This is a genomic window from Janthinobacterium sp. BJB301, from assembly GCF_002735685.1.
Lineage (GTDB): Bacteria > Pseudomonadota > Gammaproteobacteria > Burkholderiales > Burkholderiaceae_D > Janthinobacterium > Janthinobacterium lividum.
The window spans coordinates 53,760-73,435 of record NZ_PDZJ01000007.1 but is presented as its reverse complement, the minus strand read 5'-3'; the positions used below and the strand labels follow the sequence as shown (position 1 = coordinate 73,435).

18 protein-coding genes are annotated in these 19,676 nt (G+C 61.8%); all 18 read right to left on the bottom strand.

Annotated elements, in window-relative coordinates; all coding sequences use genetic code 11:
* Window positions 1-53 precede the first annotated feature (53 nt).
* On the bottom strand, window positions 54-692 hold the full coding sequence (gene hisH / locus CSQ91_RS27010; RefSeq protein ID WP_099390117.1) for an imidazole glycerol phosphate synthase subunit HisH: 639 nt from the start codon (window positions 690-692) through the stop codon (window positions 54-56).
* Window positions 693-730: 38 nt separating this feature from the next.
* The gene (hisB, locus tag CSQ91_RS27005) at window positions 731-1,321 is read right to left on the bottom strand and encodes an imidazoleglycerol-phosphate dehydratase HisB (RefSeq protein ID WP_010402123.1); all 591 of its coding nucleotides are present in this window, start codon (window positions 1,319-1,321) and stop codon (window positions 731-733) included.
* Between the two features lie 19 nt (window positions 1,322-1,340).
* The gene (hisC, locus tag CSQ91_RS27000; protein WP_099390116.1) at window positions 1,341-2,435 is read right to left on the bottom strand and encodes a histidinol-phosphate transaminase; all 1,095 of its coding nucleotides are present in this window, start codon (window positions 2,433-2,435) and stop codon (window positions 1,341-1,343) included.
* Between the two features lie 33 nt (window positions 2,436-2,468).
* On the bottom strand, window positions 2,469-3,401 hold the full coding sequence (locus tag CSQ91_RS26995; RefSeq protein WP_373630591.1) for a DNA-methyltransferase: 933 nt from the start codon (window positions 3,399-3,401) through the stop codon (window positions 2,469-2,471).
* Complete coding sequence (gene hisD, locus CSQ91_RS26990; protein WP_070280158.1) at window positions 3,398-4,723, bottom strand: histidinol dehydrogenase; 1,326 nt, start codon at window positions 4,721-4,723, stop codon at window positions 3,398-3,400. Before hisD ends, CSQ91_RS26995 begins: the two co-directional genes overlap by 4 nt.
* Window positions 4,724-4,749: 26 nt before the next feature.
* Window positions 4,750-5,418, bottom strand: a complete 669-nt coding sequence (gene hisG, locus CSQ91_RS26985) for an ATP phosphoribosyltransferase (protein WP_034780945.1) — start codon at window positions 5,416-5,418, stop codon at window positions 4,750-4,752.
* A gap of 12 nt (window positions 5,419-5,430) precedes the next feature.
* Window positions 5,431-6,681: a UDP-N-acetylglucosamine 1-carboxyvinyltransferase gene (gene murA / locus CSQ91_RS26980; protein ID WP_034780946.1), complete on the bottom strand. Its 1,251-nt coding sequence runs from the start codon at window positions 6,679-6,681 to the stop codon at window positions 5,431-5,433.
* 4 nt (window positions 6,682-6,685) lie between these two features.
* On the bottom strand, window positions 6,686-6,922 hold the full coding sequence (locus CSQ91_RS26975; protein ID WP_034753824.1) for a BolA family protein: 237 nt from the start codon (window positions 6,920-6,922) through the stop codon (window positions 6,686-6,688).
* 46 nt (window positions 6,923-6,968) lie between these two features.
* Window positions 6,969-7,730, bottom strand: a complete 762-nt coding sequence (locus CSQ91_RS26970) for an ABC transporter permease (protein WP_034753822.1) — start codon at window positions 7,728-7,730, stop codon at window positions 6,969-6,971.
* Window positions 7,727-8,644, bottom strand: a complete 918-nt coding sequence (locus CSQ91_RS26965; RefSeq protein WP_034780948.1) for an ABC transporter ATP-binding protein — start codon at window positions 8,642-8,644, stop codon at window positions 7,727-7,729. The genes CSQ91_RS26970 and CSQ91_RS26965 overlap by 4 nt, the downstream gene beginning before the upstream one ends.
* 211 nt (window positions 8,645-8,855) lie before the next feature.
* Window positions 8,856-9,203 (bottom strand): STAS domain-containing protein, encoded by a 348-nt coding sequence (locus tag CSQ91_RS26960; RefSeq protein ID WP_034780949.1) that lies wholly within the window; start codon window positions 9,201-9,203, stop codon window positions 8,856-8,858.
* A 52-nt stretch (window positions 9,204-9,255) separates the two neighbouring features.
* Window positions 9,256-9,891, bottom strand: coding sequence for an MlaC/ttg2D family ABC transporter substrate-binding protein (locus CSQ91_RS26955; protein ID WP_034780950.1), 636 nt, complete (start codon window positions 9,889-9,891; stop codon window positions 9,256-9,258).
* Between the two features lie 71 nt (window positions 9,892-9,962).
* Window positions 9,963-10,847, bottom strand: a complete 885-nt coding sequence (locus CSQ91_RS26950; RefSeq protein ID WP_099390115.1) for an MlaA family lipoprotein — start codon at window positions 10,845-10,847, stop codon at window positions 9,963-9,965.
* On the bottom strand, window positions 10,844-11,314 hold the full coding sequence (gene mlaD, locus CSQ91_RS26945; protein WP_034753810.1) for an outer membrane lipid asymmetry maintenance protein MlaD: 471 nt from the start codon (window positions 11,312-11,314) through the stop codon (window positions 10,844-10,846). The genes CSQ91_RS26950 and mlaD overlap by 4 nt, the downstream gene beginning before the upstream one ends.
* Before the next feature lie 79 nt (window positions 11,315-11,393).
* A complete protein-coding gene (gene mlaE, locus CSQ91_RS26940; RefSeq protein ID WP_034780952.1) occupies window positions 11,394-12,176 on the bottom strand; it encodes a lipid asymmetry maintenance ABC transporter permease subunit MlaE in 783 nt (260 codons plus the stop codon).
* The gene (locus CSQ91_RS26935; protein WP_034781028.1) at window positions 12,173-12,982 is read right to left on the bottom strand and encodes an ABC transporter ATP-binding protein; all 810 of its coding nucleotides are present in this window, start codon (window positions 12,980-12,982) and stop codon (window positions 12,173-12,175) included. The genes mlaE and CSQ91_RS26935 overlap by 4 nt, the downstream gene beginning before the upstream one ends.
* Window positions 12,983-13,242: 260 nt before the next feature.
* Window positions 13,243-14,706 (bottom strand): glutamate synthase subunit beta, encoded by a 1,464-nt coding sequence (locus CSQ91_RS26930; protein WP_070257787.1) that lies wholly within the window; start codon window positions 14,704-14,706, stop codon window positions 13,243-13,245.
* A 79-nt stretch (window positions 14,707-14,785) separates the two neighbouring features.
* Entirely contained in the window at window positions 14,786-19,486 is a 4,701-nt protein-coding gene (locus tag CSQ91_RS26925) for a glutamate synthase-related protein (protein WP_099390114.1), read from the bottom strand.
* Between the last annotated feature and the right edge of the window lie 190 nt (window positions 19,487-19,676).

Genomic DNA, 19,676 nt, shown 5'->3' with positions numbered 1-19,676 from the left:
GAGTGAGTGAAAAGCGAAGCCGGTAGGCCACGAAGGTGCATCAATAGGGTACGTCAGGGTTGCCAGTGAACAAAGTTCTTGTACAGCTGCAAGCCAGCGGCAGCACTTTTTTCAGGGTGAAACTGTGTCGCGAAAATATTATCACGAGCGACGGCACAAGCGAACGGCGCACCATAGACAGTCTCGCCCACCGTGTGCGCCGCCTCTTGAGGTTGAGCAAAATAGCTGTGCACGAAGTAAAAATACGCGTTGTCGGCAATGCCATCCCACATGACATGGGATGCCGTCTGCCGCACTTGGTTCCAGCCCATTTGCGGCACCTTGAAGCGCGAGCCATCTTCCTGCACCTGGCCGTCGAGCTGAAAGCGCACGACTTTGCCTGGCAACAAGCCCAGACCGGCCGCATTGCCTTCTTCACTGCCGTCGAACAACATTTGCTCGCCGATGCATACGCCCAGCACGGGCTTGCTGTCGGCGGCGCGCAGCAGCGCTTCGAGCACGCCCGATTCGCGCAGGCTGCGCATGCAGTCAGGCATGGCGCCCTGGCCCGGCAAGACGATGCGGTCGGCGCGGTCGATATCTTCCACCGCGCCGGAAATGCGTACGTCGGCTTCCGGCGCCACGGCGCGCAGCGCTTGCGCTACCGAGCGCAAATTGCCCATGCCGTAATCCACCACCACAATTTTATTCATGTTTGATCCCGGAATCTACAATATAGCGAGAGCGGCGCTTACAGGCTGCCCTTGGTCGATGGAATGATGCCGGCCGCGCGCTCGTCGAGCTCGGCAGCCATGCGCAGCGCGCGGCCAAAGGCCTTGAACACGGTTTCGCATTGATGGTGGGCATTCGTGCCGCGCAGGTTGTCGATATGCAATGTCACGCCCGCATGGTTGACGAAGCCGCGGAAAAATTCCAGGGTCAGGTCGACGTCGAAGCCGGCGATCATGGCGCGCGTAAACGGGATGTGGTATTCGATGCCCGGGCGGCCCGAGAAATCGAGCACCACGCGCGACAGCGCCTCGTCCAGCGGCACATACGCGTGGCCGTAGCGGCGGATGCCCTTCTTGTCGCCGATGGCCTTGGCCACGGCCATGCCCAGGGTGATGCCCACGTCTTCCACCGTATGGTGGTTATCGATATGCACGTCGCCCGTCGCTTCGATATCCAGGTCGATCAAGCCGTGGCGGGCGATCTGGTCCAGCATATGATCGAGGAAGGGCACGCCCGTATTGAGCTTTTGCTGGCCCGTGCCGTCCAGGTTGAGGGCGACGCGAACTTGCGTCTCATTGGTGTTGCGCGTGATTTCTGCGGTGCGGTTCATGGGAGGCTCTGGCGATAGGCTAAACGAGGGATGCCTTGAAGGCATCGTAAAAAAGGGAATTTTCTTCCGGGGTGCTGACGCTGATGCGCAGGCAATTGGCCAGCGCAACATGCATTTTACTCATATTTTTAATTAAAACCCTGCGGGCAAGCAGTTTTGCGCAAACATCGTCGGAATCAGCCACACGAATCAGAAGAAAATTTGCCTTCGAGGGAAACACGGTCACGCCGGGCAGTGCCGCCAGGCGCAGCGCCAGGTCATCGCGCGCGCTGTTGAGCAAGGCCGCCTGGGCATTGAGCACGTCGAGATGATCGAGCGCGAATTCGGCCGCCGCCTGCGTCAGCACATTCACGTTATACGGCGGGCGCACCTTTTCAAATTGCGCCAGCAGGGCCGGCGCGGCCGACATGTAGCCGAGGCGGATGCCGGCCAGGCCCAGTTTCGACACGGTGCGCATCACCACCAGGTTTTCGAACTCGGGCAAACGGCCCATGAAGCTGCGCTGCGCGAACGGCTCATACGCTTCGTCGACGACGGCTATGCCCGTGTCGCCCAGGGCCGCCAGGATGCGTTCGATATCGGCAGCGGCAAACAGGTTGCCCGTCGGGTTGTTCGGATAGGCGAGGAAGACCAGCGCCGGGCGGTGCTCTTCGATCGCCGCCAGCATGGCCGGCATGTCCAGGCTGAAGTCGGCCTGCAAGGGCACGCCGACGAAATCCATGCCGGCAAACTGCGCCGAGCGCGCATACATGACGAAGGCGGGCACGGGCGCCAGCAGCACGGCGCGCTTGCCCGACTCCTGGTGGGCGCATGCCATGGCCAGGATGGAAATGAGTTCATCGGAGCCGTTGCCCAGCATGACGTCAAAGCCGGTGGGCACGCCCAGCTTGGCGCAGATGGCCGCCTGCAGGCTGGCGTACGACGGTGGATAGCGGTTCAGCGCCACGCCGGCCAGGCGCGCGCCCAGCTCCTCGCGCAGATGCTGCGGCAGCGGATACGGGTTTTCCATCGCATCGAGTTTGATGTAACCGCTGGCATCGGCTACCTGGTAGCTTTTGACGGCCCGCACATCGGAGCGCACGGTGTTGCTGATTAACTGATCGAGGAAAGACATGCTGCAAACACTCCTGATGGAATTAAATGGAGACTAAATGACGACGTCTTCCGGCACGGCGGCGCTGCGCGCCTTGCGGGCCGGCGCTTTTTTCGCGGCGGGCGGTTTCTTCACGGCGGCCGGTTTTTTGGCCGCTGCCGGTTTCTTCGCTGCCGCCTTGGCGGGCTTGGTCGCGGCCGGCGCGGCCAGCTCCTGCGCCAGCGCCGCCAGCCGCTGTTCGATGATGGCGCAGTAGTCGGGGTTCAGTTCAAAGCCGACGAAATCGCGCCCGCAGCGCTTCGCCGCCAGGGCCGTGGTACCGCTGCCCATGAACAGGTCGAGCACCACGCCGCCGGGTGGGCACGACGCCTTGAGCATGCGCTCGATGATCTCGAGCGGCTTTTGCGTCGGGTGGTCGGCCCGTTCCGGGTGTTCCTTGTGCAGGCGCGACACGCTCCACAAGTCTTTCGGGTTGTAGCCCACTTCCAGCCATTTGGCGCCGATGAAGATCGAGCGCGAACGGGCTTTCTTGGTGGCCGCGTCGTAGGCGATGCGCACCGCGTCAAGGTCGAAATAGTAATCCTTGCGCTTGACGAAGAAGCCGATGGTGTCGTGCACCGATGAAAAGCTGCGCACGCTGCCGCCCATGGACGGCACGCGGCGGTCCCAGATGATTTCATTCATCATCGCCATGCGCTGTTTCAGCATGACGAAGATCTCCGGCGAATAGCGCCAGGTGAGGAAGATATACAGGCTGCCGTTGGCTTTCAGCTTGGGCAGTGCCGCATCGATCCATTCTTCCGTCCAGCGCAGGTAATCGGCCACCGACTGCTGGTCCGAAGCATTGCCGTAATCCTTGCCCAGGTTGTACGGCGGATCCGTCAGGATCAGGTCCACCGAGCCATCGGGAATGCGCGCCAGCCCTGCCAGCGCATCTTCGCAATAGACCCGGTTGACCCAGTCCGGCTGCTCCGCCATATTCGTCATGGCTGCGGCTTCAGACGCAGTTCGGCGCTGCGTGCGTGCGCTTGCAAGCCTTCGCCATACGCCAGCGTGGCGGCGACGCGGCCCAGGGTTTGCGCGCCAGCCTCGCTGACGTGAATGATGGACGAGCGCTTCTGGAAATCGTACACGCCCAGCGGCGAGGAAAAGCGCGCCGTGCGCGAAGTCGGCAGCACGTGATTGGGACCGCAGCAATAGTCGCCCAGCGATTCGGACGAGAAGCGGCCCAGGAACATGGCGCCCGCATGGCGAATCTGCTCGGCCCACTGCTGCGGGTTTTCCGCCGAGATTTCCAGGTGTTCCGCCGCGATGCTGTTGGCGATCTCGCACGCTTCTTCCATGCTGCGCACCTTGATCAGCGCCCCCCTGTCCTGCAGCGAGGTGCTGATGGTGGCCTGGCGCGGCATCGTCGGCAGCAGCTTGGCGATGCTCTCTTCCACTTTCGCGATGTAGTCGGCGTCAGGGCACAGCAGAATCGCCTGCGCCAGTTCGTCGTGCTCGGCCTGCGAAAACAGATCCATCGCGACCCAGTCCGGGTCCGTCGTGCCGTCGCACAGCACCAGGATTTCCGATGGCCCGGCGATCATGTCGATGCCGACGATGCCGAACACGCGGCGCTTGGCGGCGGCCACATAGGCGTTGCCGGGGCCGACGATTTTATCCACGGCGGCAATCGTCTGCGTGCCGTAGGCCAGCGCGCCAACGGCCTGCGCGCCGCCGATGGTGATCACGCGCGTCACGCCGGCAATCGCTGCGGCGGCCAGCACCATCTGGTTTTTCACGCCATCCGGCGTCGGCACGACCATGATGATTTCGCCCACGCCCGCCACGTGTGCGGGAATGGCGTTCATCAGCACGGACGAGGGGTAGGCAGCCTTGCCGCCCGGGACGTAGATGCCGACCCGGTCGAGCGGCGTGATCTTCTGGCCCAGCACCGTGCCATCGGGCTCGGTATAGGTAAAACCGCGCAATTCCTCGCGCTGGCGTTCGTGGAACGCGCGGATGCGCTGTGCGGCGATCTGCAGCGCCTCGCGCTGGGCCGACGGCAAGCCGTTCAGGGCCGCCTGCAATTCGGCTTGCGAAATATCAAAGGCCGCCATTTCCGCCGCGCCGCCATGCGGGATGCGGTCAAAACGGTTGGTGTATTCCAGTACGGCGGCATCGCCGCGCGTTTTCACATCGGCCAGGATTTTCGCGACCGACATTTCAATCGCTGCATCGGTGCCCGCCTCGAACGCCAGCAGCGTGTCGAGCGATTGTTGGAAACCATCCTGGCTTGAATCGAGCTTGCGTATCTGTATCGGCATAATCGGCTTTCTGCTACTGAATGTGTCTAGGCTTGCGAGGCGCGTTCAAACGCCTCGATAATCGGCTGCAAGCGCTCGCGCTTGAGCTTGAGCGCAGCCTGGTTGACCACCAGGCGCGACGAGATTTCCATGATGTGCTCGACCTCGACGAGGTTATTCGCGCGCAAGGTGCTGCCCGTGCTGACCAGGTCGACGATGGCATCGGACAGGCCGACCAAAGGCGCCAGCTCCATCGAGCCATACAGCTTGATCAGGTCGACGTGCACGCCCTTGGCGGCGAAGTGCTCGCGCGCCGTGTGCACGAACTTGGTGGCCACGCGCAGACGCGCGCCCTGGTGCACGGCCTTTTCGTAATCAAAACCGGCCTGCACCGCCACCGACATGCGGCAGGCGGCGATATTCAGGTCGATCGGCTGGTACAGGCCTTCGCCGCCATGTTCGAGCAGGACATCCTTGCCCGCCACGCCGAAATCGGCCGCGCCGTACTGCACGTAGGTCGGCACGTCGCTGGCGCGCACGATGATGACGCGCACGTTCGGATCGTTGGTGGCCAAAATCAGCTTGCGCGAGGTCTCCGGGTTTTCCAGCACCCGGATGCCGGCCGCTTCCAGCAGCGGCATGGTGTCCTCAAAAATGCGGCCTTTCGAGAGCGCCAGTATCAACTGCGAATTGTCGCCCGTGTTCGATCCGTTCATGCTCGTTCCTTGTTATTTGATGCGTACGATGTTCGCGCCGACGGCGGAGAGCTTCACTTCCATGCGGTCGTAGCCGCGGTCGAGATGATAGATGCGGTCGATCAGCGTTTCGCCGTCGGCGGCCAGGGCCGCGATCACCAGCGACGCCGAGGCGCGCAGGTCGGTCGCCATCACGGGCGCGCCGCGCAGCTGCTTGACGCCGGCGATGATGGCCGTGTTGCCCTCGATGGTGATATCGGCGCCCAGGCGGTTCATTTCCTGCACGTGCATGAAGCGGTTCTCGAAAATCGTCTCGGTGACGCGGCTCGCGCCGTTGGCGATCGTGTTCACGGCCATGAACTGCGCCTGCATGTCGGTCGGGAAGCCCGGGTATTCCGTCGTGCGGAAGCTGACGGGGTTCGGACGGGCCGACATCTCGGCGCGGATCCAGTCGGCGCCGAAGGTCATCGTCAGGCCCATGGCGCGCAGCTTGTCGAGCGCCGCGTCGAGGATATCGGTGCGTACATTGCGCAGGGTGATGTCGCCGCCGGTGGCCGCCACGGCGCACAGGAAGGTGCCCGTTTCGATACGGTCGGCGATCACCGCGTGGGAAGCGCCGTGCAAGGCGTCCACGCCCTGGATCACCAGGCGGCTGGTGCCGATGCCGTCGATCTTCGCGCCCATGGCCACCAGCAGGTGCGCCAGGTCGGTCACTTCCGGTTCGCAGGCGGCGTTTTCCAGGATGGTCTCGCCTTCGGCCAGGGTCGCGGCCATCAGCAGGTTCTCGGTGCCGGTGACGGTGATCATGTCGGTGACGATGCGCGCGCCTTTCAGCTTGGCGCACTTGGCGTAGATGTAGCCCGCCTCGATGCGGATCTCGGCGCCCAGCGCTTCCAGGCCTTTGATGTGCTGGTCGACGGGGCGCGAACCGATGGCGCAGCCGCCCGGCAGCGAGACCTTGGCTTCGCCGAAGCGCGCCAGCATGGGGCCCAGCACGAGGATCGAGGCGCGCATGGTTTTCACCAGTTCATACGGCGCTTCCAGGGTGTCGATGGCGCTGCCGTTGAGGACCACGCGGTCGCCGTCCTGCCGCACTTTCAAGCCCGTCTGGCCCAGCAGTTTCAACATGGTGGCCACGTCGTGCAAATGCGGCACGTTGGTCAGGTCCAGGTCGCCCGCGGTCAGCAGACCGGCGCACAGGATGGGCAGGGCGGCGTTTTTCGCGCCGGAGATGGCGATGTCGCCGTTCAGGCGGTTGCCGCCGTTGATGAGGAGCTTGTCCATGTGCTTATCCTTGGAATTCTTCAGGTGTCAGGGTTTTCATCGACAGCGCGTGGATTTCTTCGCGCATGCGGTCGCCCAGCGCCGCGTAGACGATCTGGTGGCGCTGGATCAGGCGCTTGCCGGCAAACGCGGGCGAGACGATCACGGCCTGGAAGTGCTGGCCATCGCCCTCCACTTCGAGGTGCGTGCATTCGAGGCCGGCCGACAGATAGCCGTGGATCAGTTCTGGAGTGGTGGTCACGATAAGTCCTTGATATTGAATAATGTAGTGATGTGATGTGCCGTAATCAATGGCGCAAGCGATAGCCGCTTTTCAGCAGGCGGATCGACGCCAGCGCCAGGATCACGAGGAAGCCGGCGACGATGGACAAGCTAAGCCACGGGCTGACGTCGGACACGCCGAAGAAGCCGTAGCGGAAACCGTCGATCATGTAAAAGAACGGGTTCAAATGCGACACCGTCTGCCAGAAGGCGGGCAGCGAGTGGATCGAATAGAACACGCCCGACAAGAAGGTGGCCGGCATGATCAGGAAGTTCTGGAAGGCGGCCAGCTGGTCGAATTTCTCGGCCCAGATGCCGGCGATCAGGCCCATGGTGCCCAGCATGGCGGCGCCGAGAAACGCGAAGACGACGATCCACAGCGGCGCGACAAACGACAGGTCGGCGAACCAGCACGTGATGGCAAACACACCAAAGCCCACGGCCAGGCCGCGCGCGACGGAAGCGAGTACATACGCCGAGAAGATTTCCCAGTGCGACAAAGGCGTAAGCAGCACGAACACCAGGTTACCCGTGATCTTCGACTGGATCAGCGAGGACGAGGAATTGGCAAACGCGTTTTGCAGCACGCTCATCATCACCAGGCCGGGAATCAGGAAGGCCGTGTAGCTGACGCCGGGGCTCGGCTCCACGCGGCCATCGAGCACATGGCCGAATACCAGCAGGTACAGCATCGACGTGAGCACGGGCGCGGCCACGGTTTGCGTCGCCACTTTCCAGAAGCGCAGCGTCTCTTTGTAGACGAGGGTGCGAAATCCTGTCGAAATCATACGGTACCTTTATCCATGATCTGCAAGAAGATATCTTCCAGGTCGGCTTGTTGCAATTGCATTTCATCGATCTCGGTGCCCGCTTCGCGCAGGCGGGCGAGGATTTTTTCGACTTCGCTGTATTCGTTGACGCGCAGGCTGAACTTGTTCGGCGCCTGCTGTTCTTCCGGGTGCAGCACCAGGTGCTGCAGGTCGGCCGGCAAGGCGCCGTGTTTCAGGTGCACCTGCAGCTGCGAGCCGGCGATGCGGCGGATCAGGGCCGACATGGTGTCGAGCGCCACCACCTTGCCCGTCTTCAGCATGGCCACGCGCTGGCACATGGCTTGCGCCTCTTCCAGGTAGTGGGTGGTCAGGACGACCGTGTGGCCGCCTTCGCGGTTCAGGCGCGAGATGAACTTCCACAGGGTCTGGCGCAGTTCCACGTCGACGCCGGCCGTCGGCTCATCGAGCACGATCACGGGCGGCTTGTGCACCAGCGCCTGGGCCACCAGCACGCGGCGCTTCATGCCGCCGGACAGGGCGCGCATATTCGTGTCGGCCTTGCCGGTGAGGTCGAGGTTTTCCATGACCTCGTCGATCCACTTGTCGTTGTTCGGCAGGCCGAAGTAACCGGACTGCAAACGCAGGGTTTCGCGCACGGTGAAGAACGGGTCGAACACCAGTTCCTGCGGCACCACGCCCAGGTTGCGGCGCGCATTGCGGAAGTCCGTGACGACATCGTGGCCGTGGATCTTGACGGTGCCCGCGTCGGGGCGTATCAGGCCGGCGATGATGGAAATGAGGGTCGTCTTGCCAGCGCCATTCGGGCCGAGCAGGCCGAAAAATTCGCCTTCCTCGATGGCCAGCGACACGCCGCCCAGCGCCTTGAGCGATTTATAGCTCTTTTCTACATTCGTTATTTGAATTGCGGTCATGTGCTTGTTTCAAGTGTAATGCGTCTGGTGTGATGCGCCAGTTGCCGGAGACATCCAGGCCGGCAGGCCGGTGCAGGGCGCCGCCTTCAGGCGAGGACGGCGCAACAGTCAATTATAGTTGGAAAATTCGTGGAACACTTGGAGATCAATCCGGCGGCGCTGCTGGCCTGCCGGCTTGAAAGCTACTGCTGATGCGGGGAGTGGGACAGGATCAATGATGATGCAGGTCGGACGGGCTGCGTTCGGCGTGGCCGCCGGCGCTGGCGCAGTCGTCGGCGCTCAGGGTGCTCGAGACGAGCGAGCAGACGCCATACAGCTTGGTGAGGTTTTTCAGGTTGTTCGGCAGGTTTTTCAGCTCCAGCACGCCGCCGGCATCCTGCGCGGCGCGTTGCCACGTCAGCATGACGGAGACGGCTGCCGAATCGACGGCCTTGACGTTGCGCAAGTCAAACTTCGTCTGCCCCGAGCGGATGGCGTCCAGACCCTGCTCCAATGCCGAAGTGGCATTGTGCACGGTCAGGGAAGTCAGGGACTGCAAGGTGTCGAGAGAGTCTGGCATGGCGTCGGGCTGCGCTGGTCTGGAGCTGGGTCAGGAGCTATATGATAGCCGATTATTTGGCTTTGGCAGCGGGACGGCTGGCCAGGGCCTTGTTTTTCGCGGCCAGGGTCTTGATCAGGCCATCGATGCCGCCTTTGCTGATCTCGCTGGCAAAGCTGCTTTTGTACGTTTCCACCAGCCACGCGCCAAGCACGTTGATGTCATAGATCTTCCAGCCGGACGGGGTTTTCGCCACGCGGTAGTTCAGGGGCACGGGTTCGCCGCGCGCCACGTTCACCTGCGAGCGCACTTCCACTTCCGTATCGCTAGGATCGGCGCGCAGCGGCTTGAATTCCACGGTCTCGTTCTTGATCTGCGACAGGGCGCCCGAGTACGTGTAGATCAGCAGGGTGCGGAATTCCGCGGCCAGCTGCTTTTGCTGGTCGGGCGTGGCATCGCGCCAGTGGCGGCCCGCGGCCAGGGCCGTCATGCGCTGGAAATCCACGTACGGCAATATCTTGCTTTCCACCAATTCCGTGACGCGCTTGATATCGCCAGCCTGGATGGCCTTGTCCGACTTGGCCGTGTCGATCACGTCCTGGCTGATGCGTTTGACCAATACGTCCGGCGCTTCCACGGCGGGGGCGGCCTGGGCGGCGGTGGCAAAGGCGATGGTGGCCATCGCCAGCAGTTGTTTCATCAATTTCATGGTTTACCTTTCATGGTGTTGCTATGCACCGGCTGGCGTTGATCGCAGCCGTGGTGTTCCTGTACCGGAGTTTACTCCTGCGACTTGGCCTCGGATGCAACGGTATTGCTACCAGATGTTACGAGGTCCGCAGGTGCCAGCTGGGCGGCAACCTTGGCGGGCGGCGCTTCTACCGGGGCCGCCTGGGGTTTCGCATCGTACTCCGGCTCGTAATCGCTGGTGTCGTTTTTTGGCACTTTGCGGTCGCGGCGGTCCGTATCGCCATCGAAAACCTTGCTTTCGCGCGCCTGTAGGAAGCCGTCGCGGATGAATTCATAACGGTCCAGCGCGGCCGCTTCCATCAGGTTGGTCGCGTCGAGCAGCGCAGCGCGCTTGTCGACCACGCGCGTCACCGTGCCGATATTGCGCACATTGACCGGATCCTTGTAGCGCCATGGGTCGCCCGCGATATCGAGCGGCAGGGCCGCCGTGTCGCGCACGGTCGATGGGCCCAGCAGCGGCAGCATCACGTACGGACCAGACTGGACGCCATACCAGCCCAGGGTCTGGCCAAAGTCTTCGCTGTGCTTCGGAATGCCCGCCTGCGAGGCGATATCGATCAGGCCAAGGATACCGAAAGTCGAGTTCATGCTGACGCGCACGACGTCTTGCAAGCCCGCTTCAGCCTTGCCTTGCAATAAGTTGTTTACGGCGCTCCACACGTCGGACAAGTTGCCGAAGAAGTTGCCCACGCCCGTTTGCACGAACGATGGCGTGACTTTCTTGTAAGCCGTGGCGACCGGTTTCAGGGCCACCTGGTCAACGGTGTCGTTGAACTTGAACATGGCGCGGTTATACCCTTCCAGCGGGTCGCGCGGGTTGGTGCCGGTGGCGCAAGCGCTCACGCTGGCGGCGATGGCCATGGCCAGGCCGATACGTACCAGGCTGCCTTGGGATTGCTTGGTCGACTCGCTCATTTGCTGTCCTTTCCTTCCGCTGCCTTGCTGTAGATGAACTGATTGATCAGGTCTTCCAGCACTGTGGCCGATTGAGTACGGGCGATCTTGTCGCCCTCTGCCAGGTTCGCCAAATCGCCGCCTGCTTCCAGGCCGATATATTGCTCACCCAGCAAACCGGCCGTCAAAATCTTGGCCGAGCTGTCTTTCGGAAATTTGTAGCCATCTTCGATGTCGAGTTTCACCAGCGCCTGGTAGGTCTTGTCGTCAAAGACGATTTCCGAGACCCGGCCCACGACCACGCCGGCACCCTTGACGGGCGCCTGCGGCTTGAGGCCGCCAATATTGTCGAACTTGGCGCTAATGGTATACGTCTTGCTGAAAGACAGCGAGCTCATATTGCCGGCCTTAAGCGCCAGAAACATCAATGCCGCCACACCCAGCAAGACGAACAAGCCGACCCAGACATCCAAAGATTTACGTTGCATAAACAATCCTAAATAATTTTTACTTGCTGCCGCCTGCGCAACATCTTGCCCAGGCCCGCTGTTTGTAGCTGATCGGCAATTACTTGCTAAACATCAACGCCGTCATCATGAAATCGAGCCACCACACCATCAACGATGAAATGACCACCGTGCGCGTGGTGGCGCCGGACACGTCTTCCGGCGTCGGCTGTGCCTGGTAACCCTGGAACAGCGCGATGAAGGTCACCGCAATACCAAACACCAGGCTCTTGATGGTGCCATTGCCCACTTCTTTCCAGACATCCACGCCGCCTTGCATCTGCGACCAGAACGAGCCTTCATCGACGCCGATCAGCACCACGCCGACCAGATAGCTGCCGATGATGCCGACGGCCGTAAAGATGGCGCCCAGGATCGGCATGGCGATCACGCCGGCCCAGAAACGGGGCGCCAGCACGCGCTGGATCGGGTTTACGGCCATCATTTCCATGGCCGACAATTGCTCGCCCGCCTTCATCAGGCCGATTTCCGCCGTCAGCGACGTGCCGGCGCGGCCCGCGAACAGCAGTGCCGTGACGACCGGGCCCAGTTCGCGCGTCAGGGACAACGCCACCAGCAAGCCCAGCGACTGTTCGGCGCCGTACGTGGTCAAGGTGTAATACCCTTGCAAGCCCAGCACCATGCCGACAAACAGGCCGGAGACGGCGGTAATCACCAGAGAGCGGTTACCGATAAAAAACAGTTGCTCAATCACCAGACGCGGACGGCGCCACAGCCCGCCCGACGAGGCGATGATGATAAAAAACGAACGCACGGCAAAGCCGAGGTCTTGTACCGAATTGCGCAACCATGCACCGATCGCCGCCAGGAAACGCGCGATCATCGGCCGCCCCCCGTCTGCAGACCCAGGTCGTCGGCCAGCGACTTGCCCGGATAATGGAACGGTACGGGGCCATCGGCCTCGGCATTGACGAACTGCTTGACGTACGGATGCGTCGACACGGCCATCTCGGCCGGCGTGCCGTGCGCCACGATCTTGCCCGATGACAGAAAATAGACATAATCAGCGATGGCGAAACACTCCTTCACATCGTGCGATACCAGGATAGACGTGGAGCCCAGCGCATCGTTCAGATTGCGGATCAAATTCGCCGTCACGCCCATGGAAATCGGGTCCAGGCCGGCGAACGGCTCGTCATACATGATCAGTTCGGGGTCGAGCGCGATGGCGCGCGCCAGCGCGACGCGGCGGCCCATGCCGCCCGAGATCTCGGCCGGCTTCAATTGCGCCGCATTGCGCAGTCCCACGGCGTGCAGCTTCATCAGCACCAGGGTGCGGATCAGCTCTTCATTCAAGTCCGTATGTTCGCGCAGGGGAAACGCCACGTTCTCGAACGCCGTCAAGTCCGTAAACAGGGCGCCGTGCTGGAACAGCATGCCCATCTTGCGGCGCAACTGGTATAACTCGTCGGTCCCCAGCGTATGCACGATCTGGCCGTCGACATTCACGGAACCGGAACTGGGACGCAACTGCCCGCCGATCAGGCGCAATACGGTCGTCTTGCCACTGCCGGAGCCACCCATGACGGCCACAACTTTTCCACGTGGGAAATCCATTTGAAGGCCCGATAAAATCGAACGTTCTCCATAGGCAAAGTGTAAATCACGGATCTCAACAAGATTTGGCACGACGAAGCTCACTATTTTAATGGCGTATTGTAGTGCAGAAACGCCAACCTCTGCTGAGACACCCCTTGGGACAGCCCCGTAAAGGGGAAGAATACAACACTAATGAATCGAAAGTCAGATATTGTAGTGGAAATTCGGCCGCCACATCGCGTCCCTGCGCGATGGCATGCATGGCTGTTGACTTGATAAGTAAAAAGAACAAAGGCCACGTCGCGATCCGCGCCGTGGCCCTGGCAAAAAAACGAACAATTGCTCGTTTTTTAGCGCGGCAGCAGGGATGCGCCCATCAGGAACTCATCCACGGCGCGCGCGCACTGGCGCCCTTCGCGGATGGCCCACACCACCAGCGACTGGCCACGGCGCATGTCGCCTGCCGCAAACACCTTGGCCACCGACGTCTGGTAGCAGCCGGCGCCATCCGTTGTCGCCTTGACATTGCCGCGCGCATCCGTATCGACGCCGAACGCTTCCAGCACTTGTTGCACAGGGGAAACAAATCCCATGGCCAGGAAGACCAGGTCCGCCTTCATCTCGAATTCCGAGTTCGGCACTTCGCTCATCTTGCCGTCTTTCCATTCGACGCGGCAGGCGATCAGCTTTTCCACCTTGCCGCCCTTGCCTTCGAAACGCTTGGTGGCCACGGCCCAGTCGCGCTCGCAGCCTTCCTCGTGCGAGGACGAGGTGCGCAGCTTGGTCGGCCAGTAAGGCCAGACCAGCGGCTTGTTTTCCTGTTCCGGCGGCTGCGGCATCAGTTCGAACTGGGCCACTGAGGCGGCGCCATGGCGGTTCGAGGTGCCGACGCAGTCGGAACCCGTGTCGCCGCCGCCGATCACCACCACGTGCTTGCCCGTCGCCTTGATCTGGTCCTTGAGCTTGTCGCCCGCGTTGACCTTGTTTTGCAGCGGCAGGAAATCCATGGCGAAATGCACGCCTTTCAGTTCGCGGCCCGGCACGGGCAAGTCGCGCGGCTGCTCGGCGCCGCCGGCCATGATGACGGCGTCGAATTCTTTTTCCAGGTCTTCCGGGAAAATGGTTTCCTTGGCCCAGTTGTTGACGTGAGCAGGGAAATCCTTGCCGACCAGCACGCTGGTGCGGAAGACCACGCCTTCGGCTTCCATCTGTTTCACGCGCAGGTCGATGTGCGATTTTTCCATCTTGAAGTCAGGGATGCCGTAACGCAGCAAGCCACCGACCCGGTCGCTCTTTTCAAAAACGGTGACGGCATGGCCGGCGCGCGCCAGCTGCTGCGCCGCCGCCAGGCCCGCAGGGCCGGAACCGACGATGGCCACTTTCTTGCCGGTGCTGAATCCCGCCGGCTGCGGCGTGACCCAGCCGTGCTCCCAGCCCATGTCGATGATTTTATGTTCGATGGACTTGATGCCGACCGGATCTTCGTGGATGCCCAGGGTGCACGCCGATTCGCACGGCGCCGGGCAGATGCGACCCGTAAATTCCGGGAAGTTATTCGTCGAATGCAAGATGTCGAGCGCTTCGCGGTAGGCGCCGCGGTACACCAGGTCATTCCAATCGGGAATGATGTTATTCACGGGGCAACCCGTGGTACAGAAGGGAATGCCGCAATCCATGCAGCGCGCGCCTTGCACGGTCGCTTGCGCGTCCGACAGGTGCAGCACGAATTCCTTGTAGTTCTTCAGACGCGCGGCAGGCTCCAGATAGTGTTCGTCCTGGCGCTTGAATTCCATGAAGCCGGTAATTTTACCCACGATGTTTCCTTTGTATTTGCTGGCTGGGAGCGGCTTGGCCGCTCCCTGTCATTGCTCTATGCGATTGATCTTGGCTGGCTCAGGCGGCGACGGCTTGGACTTCCATGGCGGCATCGGCAGCCATTTCAATCAGCGCGCGCTTGTATTCGTTCGGGAAGACTTTCACGAACTTGCCGCGCGCCGCGGCCCAGTCGTCCAGCAGGACACGGGCGCGGGTGCTGCCCGTGTGCTTGAAGTGACGCTCGATCAGGCGCTTGAGGATGACCTCGTCGGCTTCCGGCACGCCGTCGCGGTGCTGCGTATGCCAGGCATCGCGGTCGAGATGCTGTTCCGCTGCGGACACGACCTTGTCCAGGCTGACCATGGCCGTGTTGCACTTGCTGGCAAAGTCGCCGGCCGGGTCATACACATAGGCGATGCCGCCCGACATGCCGGCCGCGAAGTTGCGTCCCGTGTTGCCCAGCACCACCACCGTGCCGCCCGTCATGTATTCGCAGCCGTGGTCGCCCAGGCCCTCGACCACCGTGGTGGCGCCCGAGTTGCGCACGGCAAAGCGTTCGCCCGCCACGCCATTGAAGAAGGCTTCGCCGGCGATGGCGCCGTACAGCACCGTGTTGCCGATGATAATGTTGTCCACGGCCCAGCCACGGAATTCCGTATTCGGCCGCACGATGATGCGCCCGCCCGACAGGCCCTTGCCCACGTAATCGTTGCCCTCGCCCACTAGGTCGATCGTGATGCCGTGCGCCAGGAAGGCGCAGGCCGACTGGCCCGCCGTGCCTTGCAGCTGGATGTGGATGGTGTCGTCCGGCAAGCCGGCATGGCCGTATTTCTTCGCCACTTCACCGGACAGCATGGTACCCACCGTGCGGTTCAGGTTGCGCACGGGCGAGATGAAGGAGACGCGCTCGCCCTTCTCCAGCGCCGCGCGCGCTTGCGCGATCAGCTTGTGGTCGAGCGCTTTTTCCAGCGCATGGTCCTGGAATTCCACGTGGCGACAGGCTTGGCCATCCGGCGTTTCCGGCTTGTGGAAGATGGCCGAGAAGTCCAGGCCCTGCGCTTTCCAGTGCGAAATCGCCTTCGACTTGTCCAGCAAGTCGACGCGGCCGATCAGTTCGTCATACGTGCGGATGCCCAGCTGCGCCATCAGTTGACGGGCTTCCTCGGCGACGAAGAAGAAGTAATTGACGACATACTCGGGCTTGCCCGAGAACTTGGCGCGCAGCACGGGATCTTGCGTGGCAACGCCTACCGGGCAGGTATTCAAGTGGCATTTGCGCATCATGATGCAGCCTTCGACCACCAGCGGCGCCGTGGCGAAGCCGATCTCGTCGGCGCCCAGCAGGGCGGCGATGACCACGTCGCGGCCCGTCTTCATCTGGCCGTCGGCTTGCACGCGGATGCGGCTGCGCAAGCCGTTCAGTACCAGCGTTTGTTGCGTTTCTGCCAGACCCAGCTCCCACGGCGTGCCCGCATGTTTCACGGACGACAAAGGCGAGGCGCCCGTGCCGCCGTCGTGGCCGGCGACGACCACGTGGTCGGCCTTGGCCTTGGTCACGCCGGCAGCCACCGTGCCGATGCCCACTTCCGACACCAGCTTCACGGAAATCGAGGCACGCGGGTTGGCATTCTTCAAGTCATGGATCAGCTGCGCCAGATCTTCGATCGAATAGATGTCGTGGTGCGGCGGCGGCGAAATCAAGCCCACGCCCGGCACGGAAAAGCGCAGGCTGGCGATGTATTCCGACACCTTATGGCCTGGCAACTGACCGCCTTCGCCCGGTTTGGCGCCCTGCGCCATCTTGATCTGGATCTGGTCGGCCGAATTCAGGTAGGCGGCCGTGACGCCGAAACGTCCCGACGCCACCTGCTTGATGCGCGAACGCATGGAATCGCCTTCCTGCAGCGGAATGTCGACGACGATCTGCTCGGCGCCCACGACGGAAGCCATGGTGTCGCCCTGGCGAATCGGGATGCCCTTCAATTCCTGCGTGTAGCGGTTCGGATCTTCGCCGCCTTCGCCCGTGTTCGACTTGCCGCCGATGCGGTTCATGGCCACGGCCAGCGTCGCGTGCGCTTCCGTGCTGATGGAACCGAGCGACATGGCGCCCGTGGCGAAGCGCTTGACGATTTCCTTGGCCGGTTCCACTTCGTCGAGCGGGATGGCCTTGGTCGGGTCGAGCTTGAACTCGAACAGGCCGCGCAGGGTCAGGTGGCGACGGCTCTGGTCGTTGATGATTTGCGCGTACTCTTTATAGCTGGAGAAATTGTTGCTGCGCGTGGAATGCTGCAGCTTGGCAATCGCGTCCGGCGTCCACATGTGGTCTTCGCCGCGCACGCGGAAGGCATATTCGCCACCCGCGTCGAGCTTGTCGGCCAGCACGGGATCGTTGCCGAAGGCCAGCGCGTGCAGGCGCAGCGCTTCTTCCGCCACTTCAAACACGCCGATGCCTTCCACGTTCGAGGCCGTGCCCTTGAAGTATTTGTCGACCAGCGATTTATTCAAGCCGATGGCTTCGAAGATTTGCGCGCCGCAGTACGACATGTACGTCGAAATGCCCATCTTCGACATGACCTTCATCAAGCCTTTGCCCACCGCCTTGGTGTAGTTGTAGATGGCTTTGTCGCCCGACAAGTCGCCTGGCAAGCCATGCGCCATCTCGACCAGGGTTTCCATGGCCAGATATGGGTGGACGGCTTCCGCGCCGTAGCCGGCCAGCAAAGCGAAGTGGTGCGTTTCGCGGGCCGAGCCCGTTTCCACGACGAGGCCGGTGGAGGCGCGCAAGCCCTTGCTCACCAGGTGCTGATGCACGGTGGAGGTGGCCAGCAGCGCGGGGATCGCCACCTGGTCGGCGCAAATGGCGCGGTCCGAGACGATCAGGATGTTGTGGCCCGACTTGACGGCGTCGACGGCTTCCGCGCACAGCGAGGCCAGGCACGCTTCCACGCCTTCCTTGCCCCAGGCCAGCGGGTAGCAGATGTCCAGCTCGTACGACTTGAACTTGCCGCCCGTGTGGGCGCTGATGTTGCGCAAACGGGCCATGTCGTCAAAGCCCAGCACGGGCTGCGCCACTTCCAGGCGCATCGGCGGGTTGACGTTGTTCGTATCGAGCAAGTTCGGTTTCGGGCCGATGAAGGACACGAGCGACATCACCATCGCTTCGCGGATCGGATCGATCGGCGGATTCGTCACTTGCGCGAACAGTTGCTTGAAGTAGTTATACAGCGGTTTGAGCTTGTTCGACATGACGGCCAGCGGCGAGTCATTGCCCATCGAGCCCGTCGCCTCTTCGCCGGCCACGGCCATAGGCGCCATGAGGAATTTCAAGTCTTCCTGCGTGTAGCCGAACGCCTGCTGGCGGTCGAGCAACGATGGCTGCTCTTTTTCGCCCTGGGCGCGGTCCTGTTTCGCTTGTCCTTCGGCCAGCTTGATCTCGTCGAGCTTGATGCGCACCGAGTTGATCCACGCTTTATATGGCTTGGCGTTGGCGTAGGTGTTTTTCAGTTCCTGGTCGTCGATGATGCGGCCCGCTTCCAGGTCGATCAGGAACATTTTGCCAGGCTGCAAGCGCCATTTCTGGATGATCTTCGACTCGGGAATCGGCAGCACGCCCGATTCCGACGCCATCACCACCAGATCGTCGTCCGTGACGATGTAGCGTGCAGGACGCAAACCGTTGCGGTCCAAGGTACCGCCGATGTGGCGGCCATCCGTGAACGCCATGGCGGCGGGGCCGTCCCACGGCTCCATCATGGCCGCGTGGTATTCATAGAAGGCGCGGCGGTTGTCGTCCATCGTCGTGTGGTTTTCCCACGCTTCCGGAATCATCATCATCATCGCCTGGGCGATCGGGTAGCCGGCCATCAACAGCAGTTCCAGCGCATTATCGAAGCACGCCGTGTCGGACTGGCCTTCATAGATCAGGGGGAACAGTTTTTGCAGGTCGTCGCCCAGCACGGCCGACTTCATCACGCCTTCGCGCGCGCGCATCCAGTTGAAGTTGCCTTTCACCGTGTTGATCTCGCCGTTATGCGCGATCAAACGGTACGGGTGGGCCAGCGGCCATTCGGGGAAAGTATTCGTCGAGAAACGCTGGTGCACGAGGGCCAGGGCCGAGATGCAGCGCGCATCCTGCAAGTCCTTGTAATACACGCCCACCTGGTCGGCCAGCAGCAAGCCCTTATAGACAATGGTGCGCGCCGACATCGACGGCACGAAGAATTCCTTGCCGTGCAGCAGTTTCAATGCCTGGATGGCGTGGCCCGACGATTTGCGGATCACATACAGTTTGCGCTCGAGCGCGTCGGTGACCATGATGTCCGGGCCGCGGCCGATGAAAATCTGGCGGATGACCGGTTCCTTGGCGCGCACGGTGGGCGACATCGGCATGTCCGTATCGATGGGCACGTTGCGCCAGCCCAGCACGACTTGTCCCTCGATGCGCACGGCGCGTTCGATTTCCTGTTCGCACGCGATGCGCGACGCATGTTCCTTCGGCAAGAAGACCATACCCACGCCGTATTCGCCAGGCGGCGGCAATTCCACGCCCTGCTTGGCCATTTCTTCGCGGTAGTACTGGTCGGGAATCTGGATCAGGATGCCGGCACCATCGCCCATCAGCGCATCGGCGCCCACGGCGCCCCGGTGATCGAGGTTTTTCAGAATCAGCAAACCCTGTTCGACGATCGAATGGGTCTTGTTGCCCTTGATATGGGCGACGAAACCGACGCCGCAGGCATCGTGTTCATTGGCTGGGTCGTACAGGCCTTGCGCTTTCATGGGCTTCTCCGCTGCATATGACTATCGAAAAACTAGAGTAGTGCAACGCAACAAAAAACTCAACCAGAAAAATTAGGGTCGGAGTCGAATTAAATTCGATTCAGTCGTTCCAAAAATTTAATAGGGACATAGTCAAAGCAATTTCAATAAAACGTCAGAAAGAAACCATTTTTTGTTTTAAATGCGAATG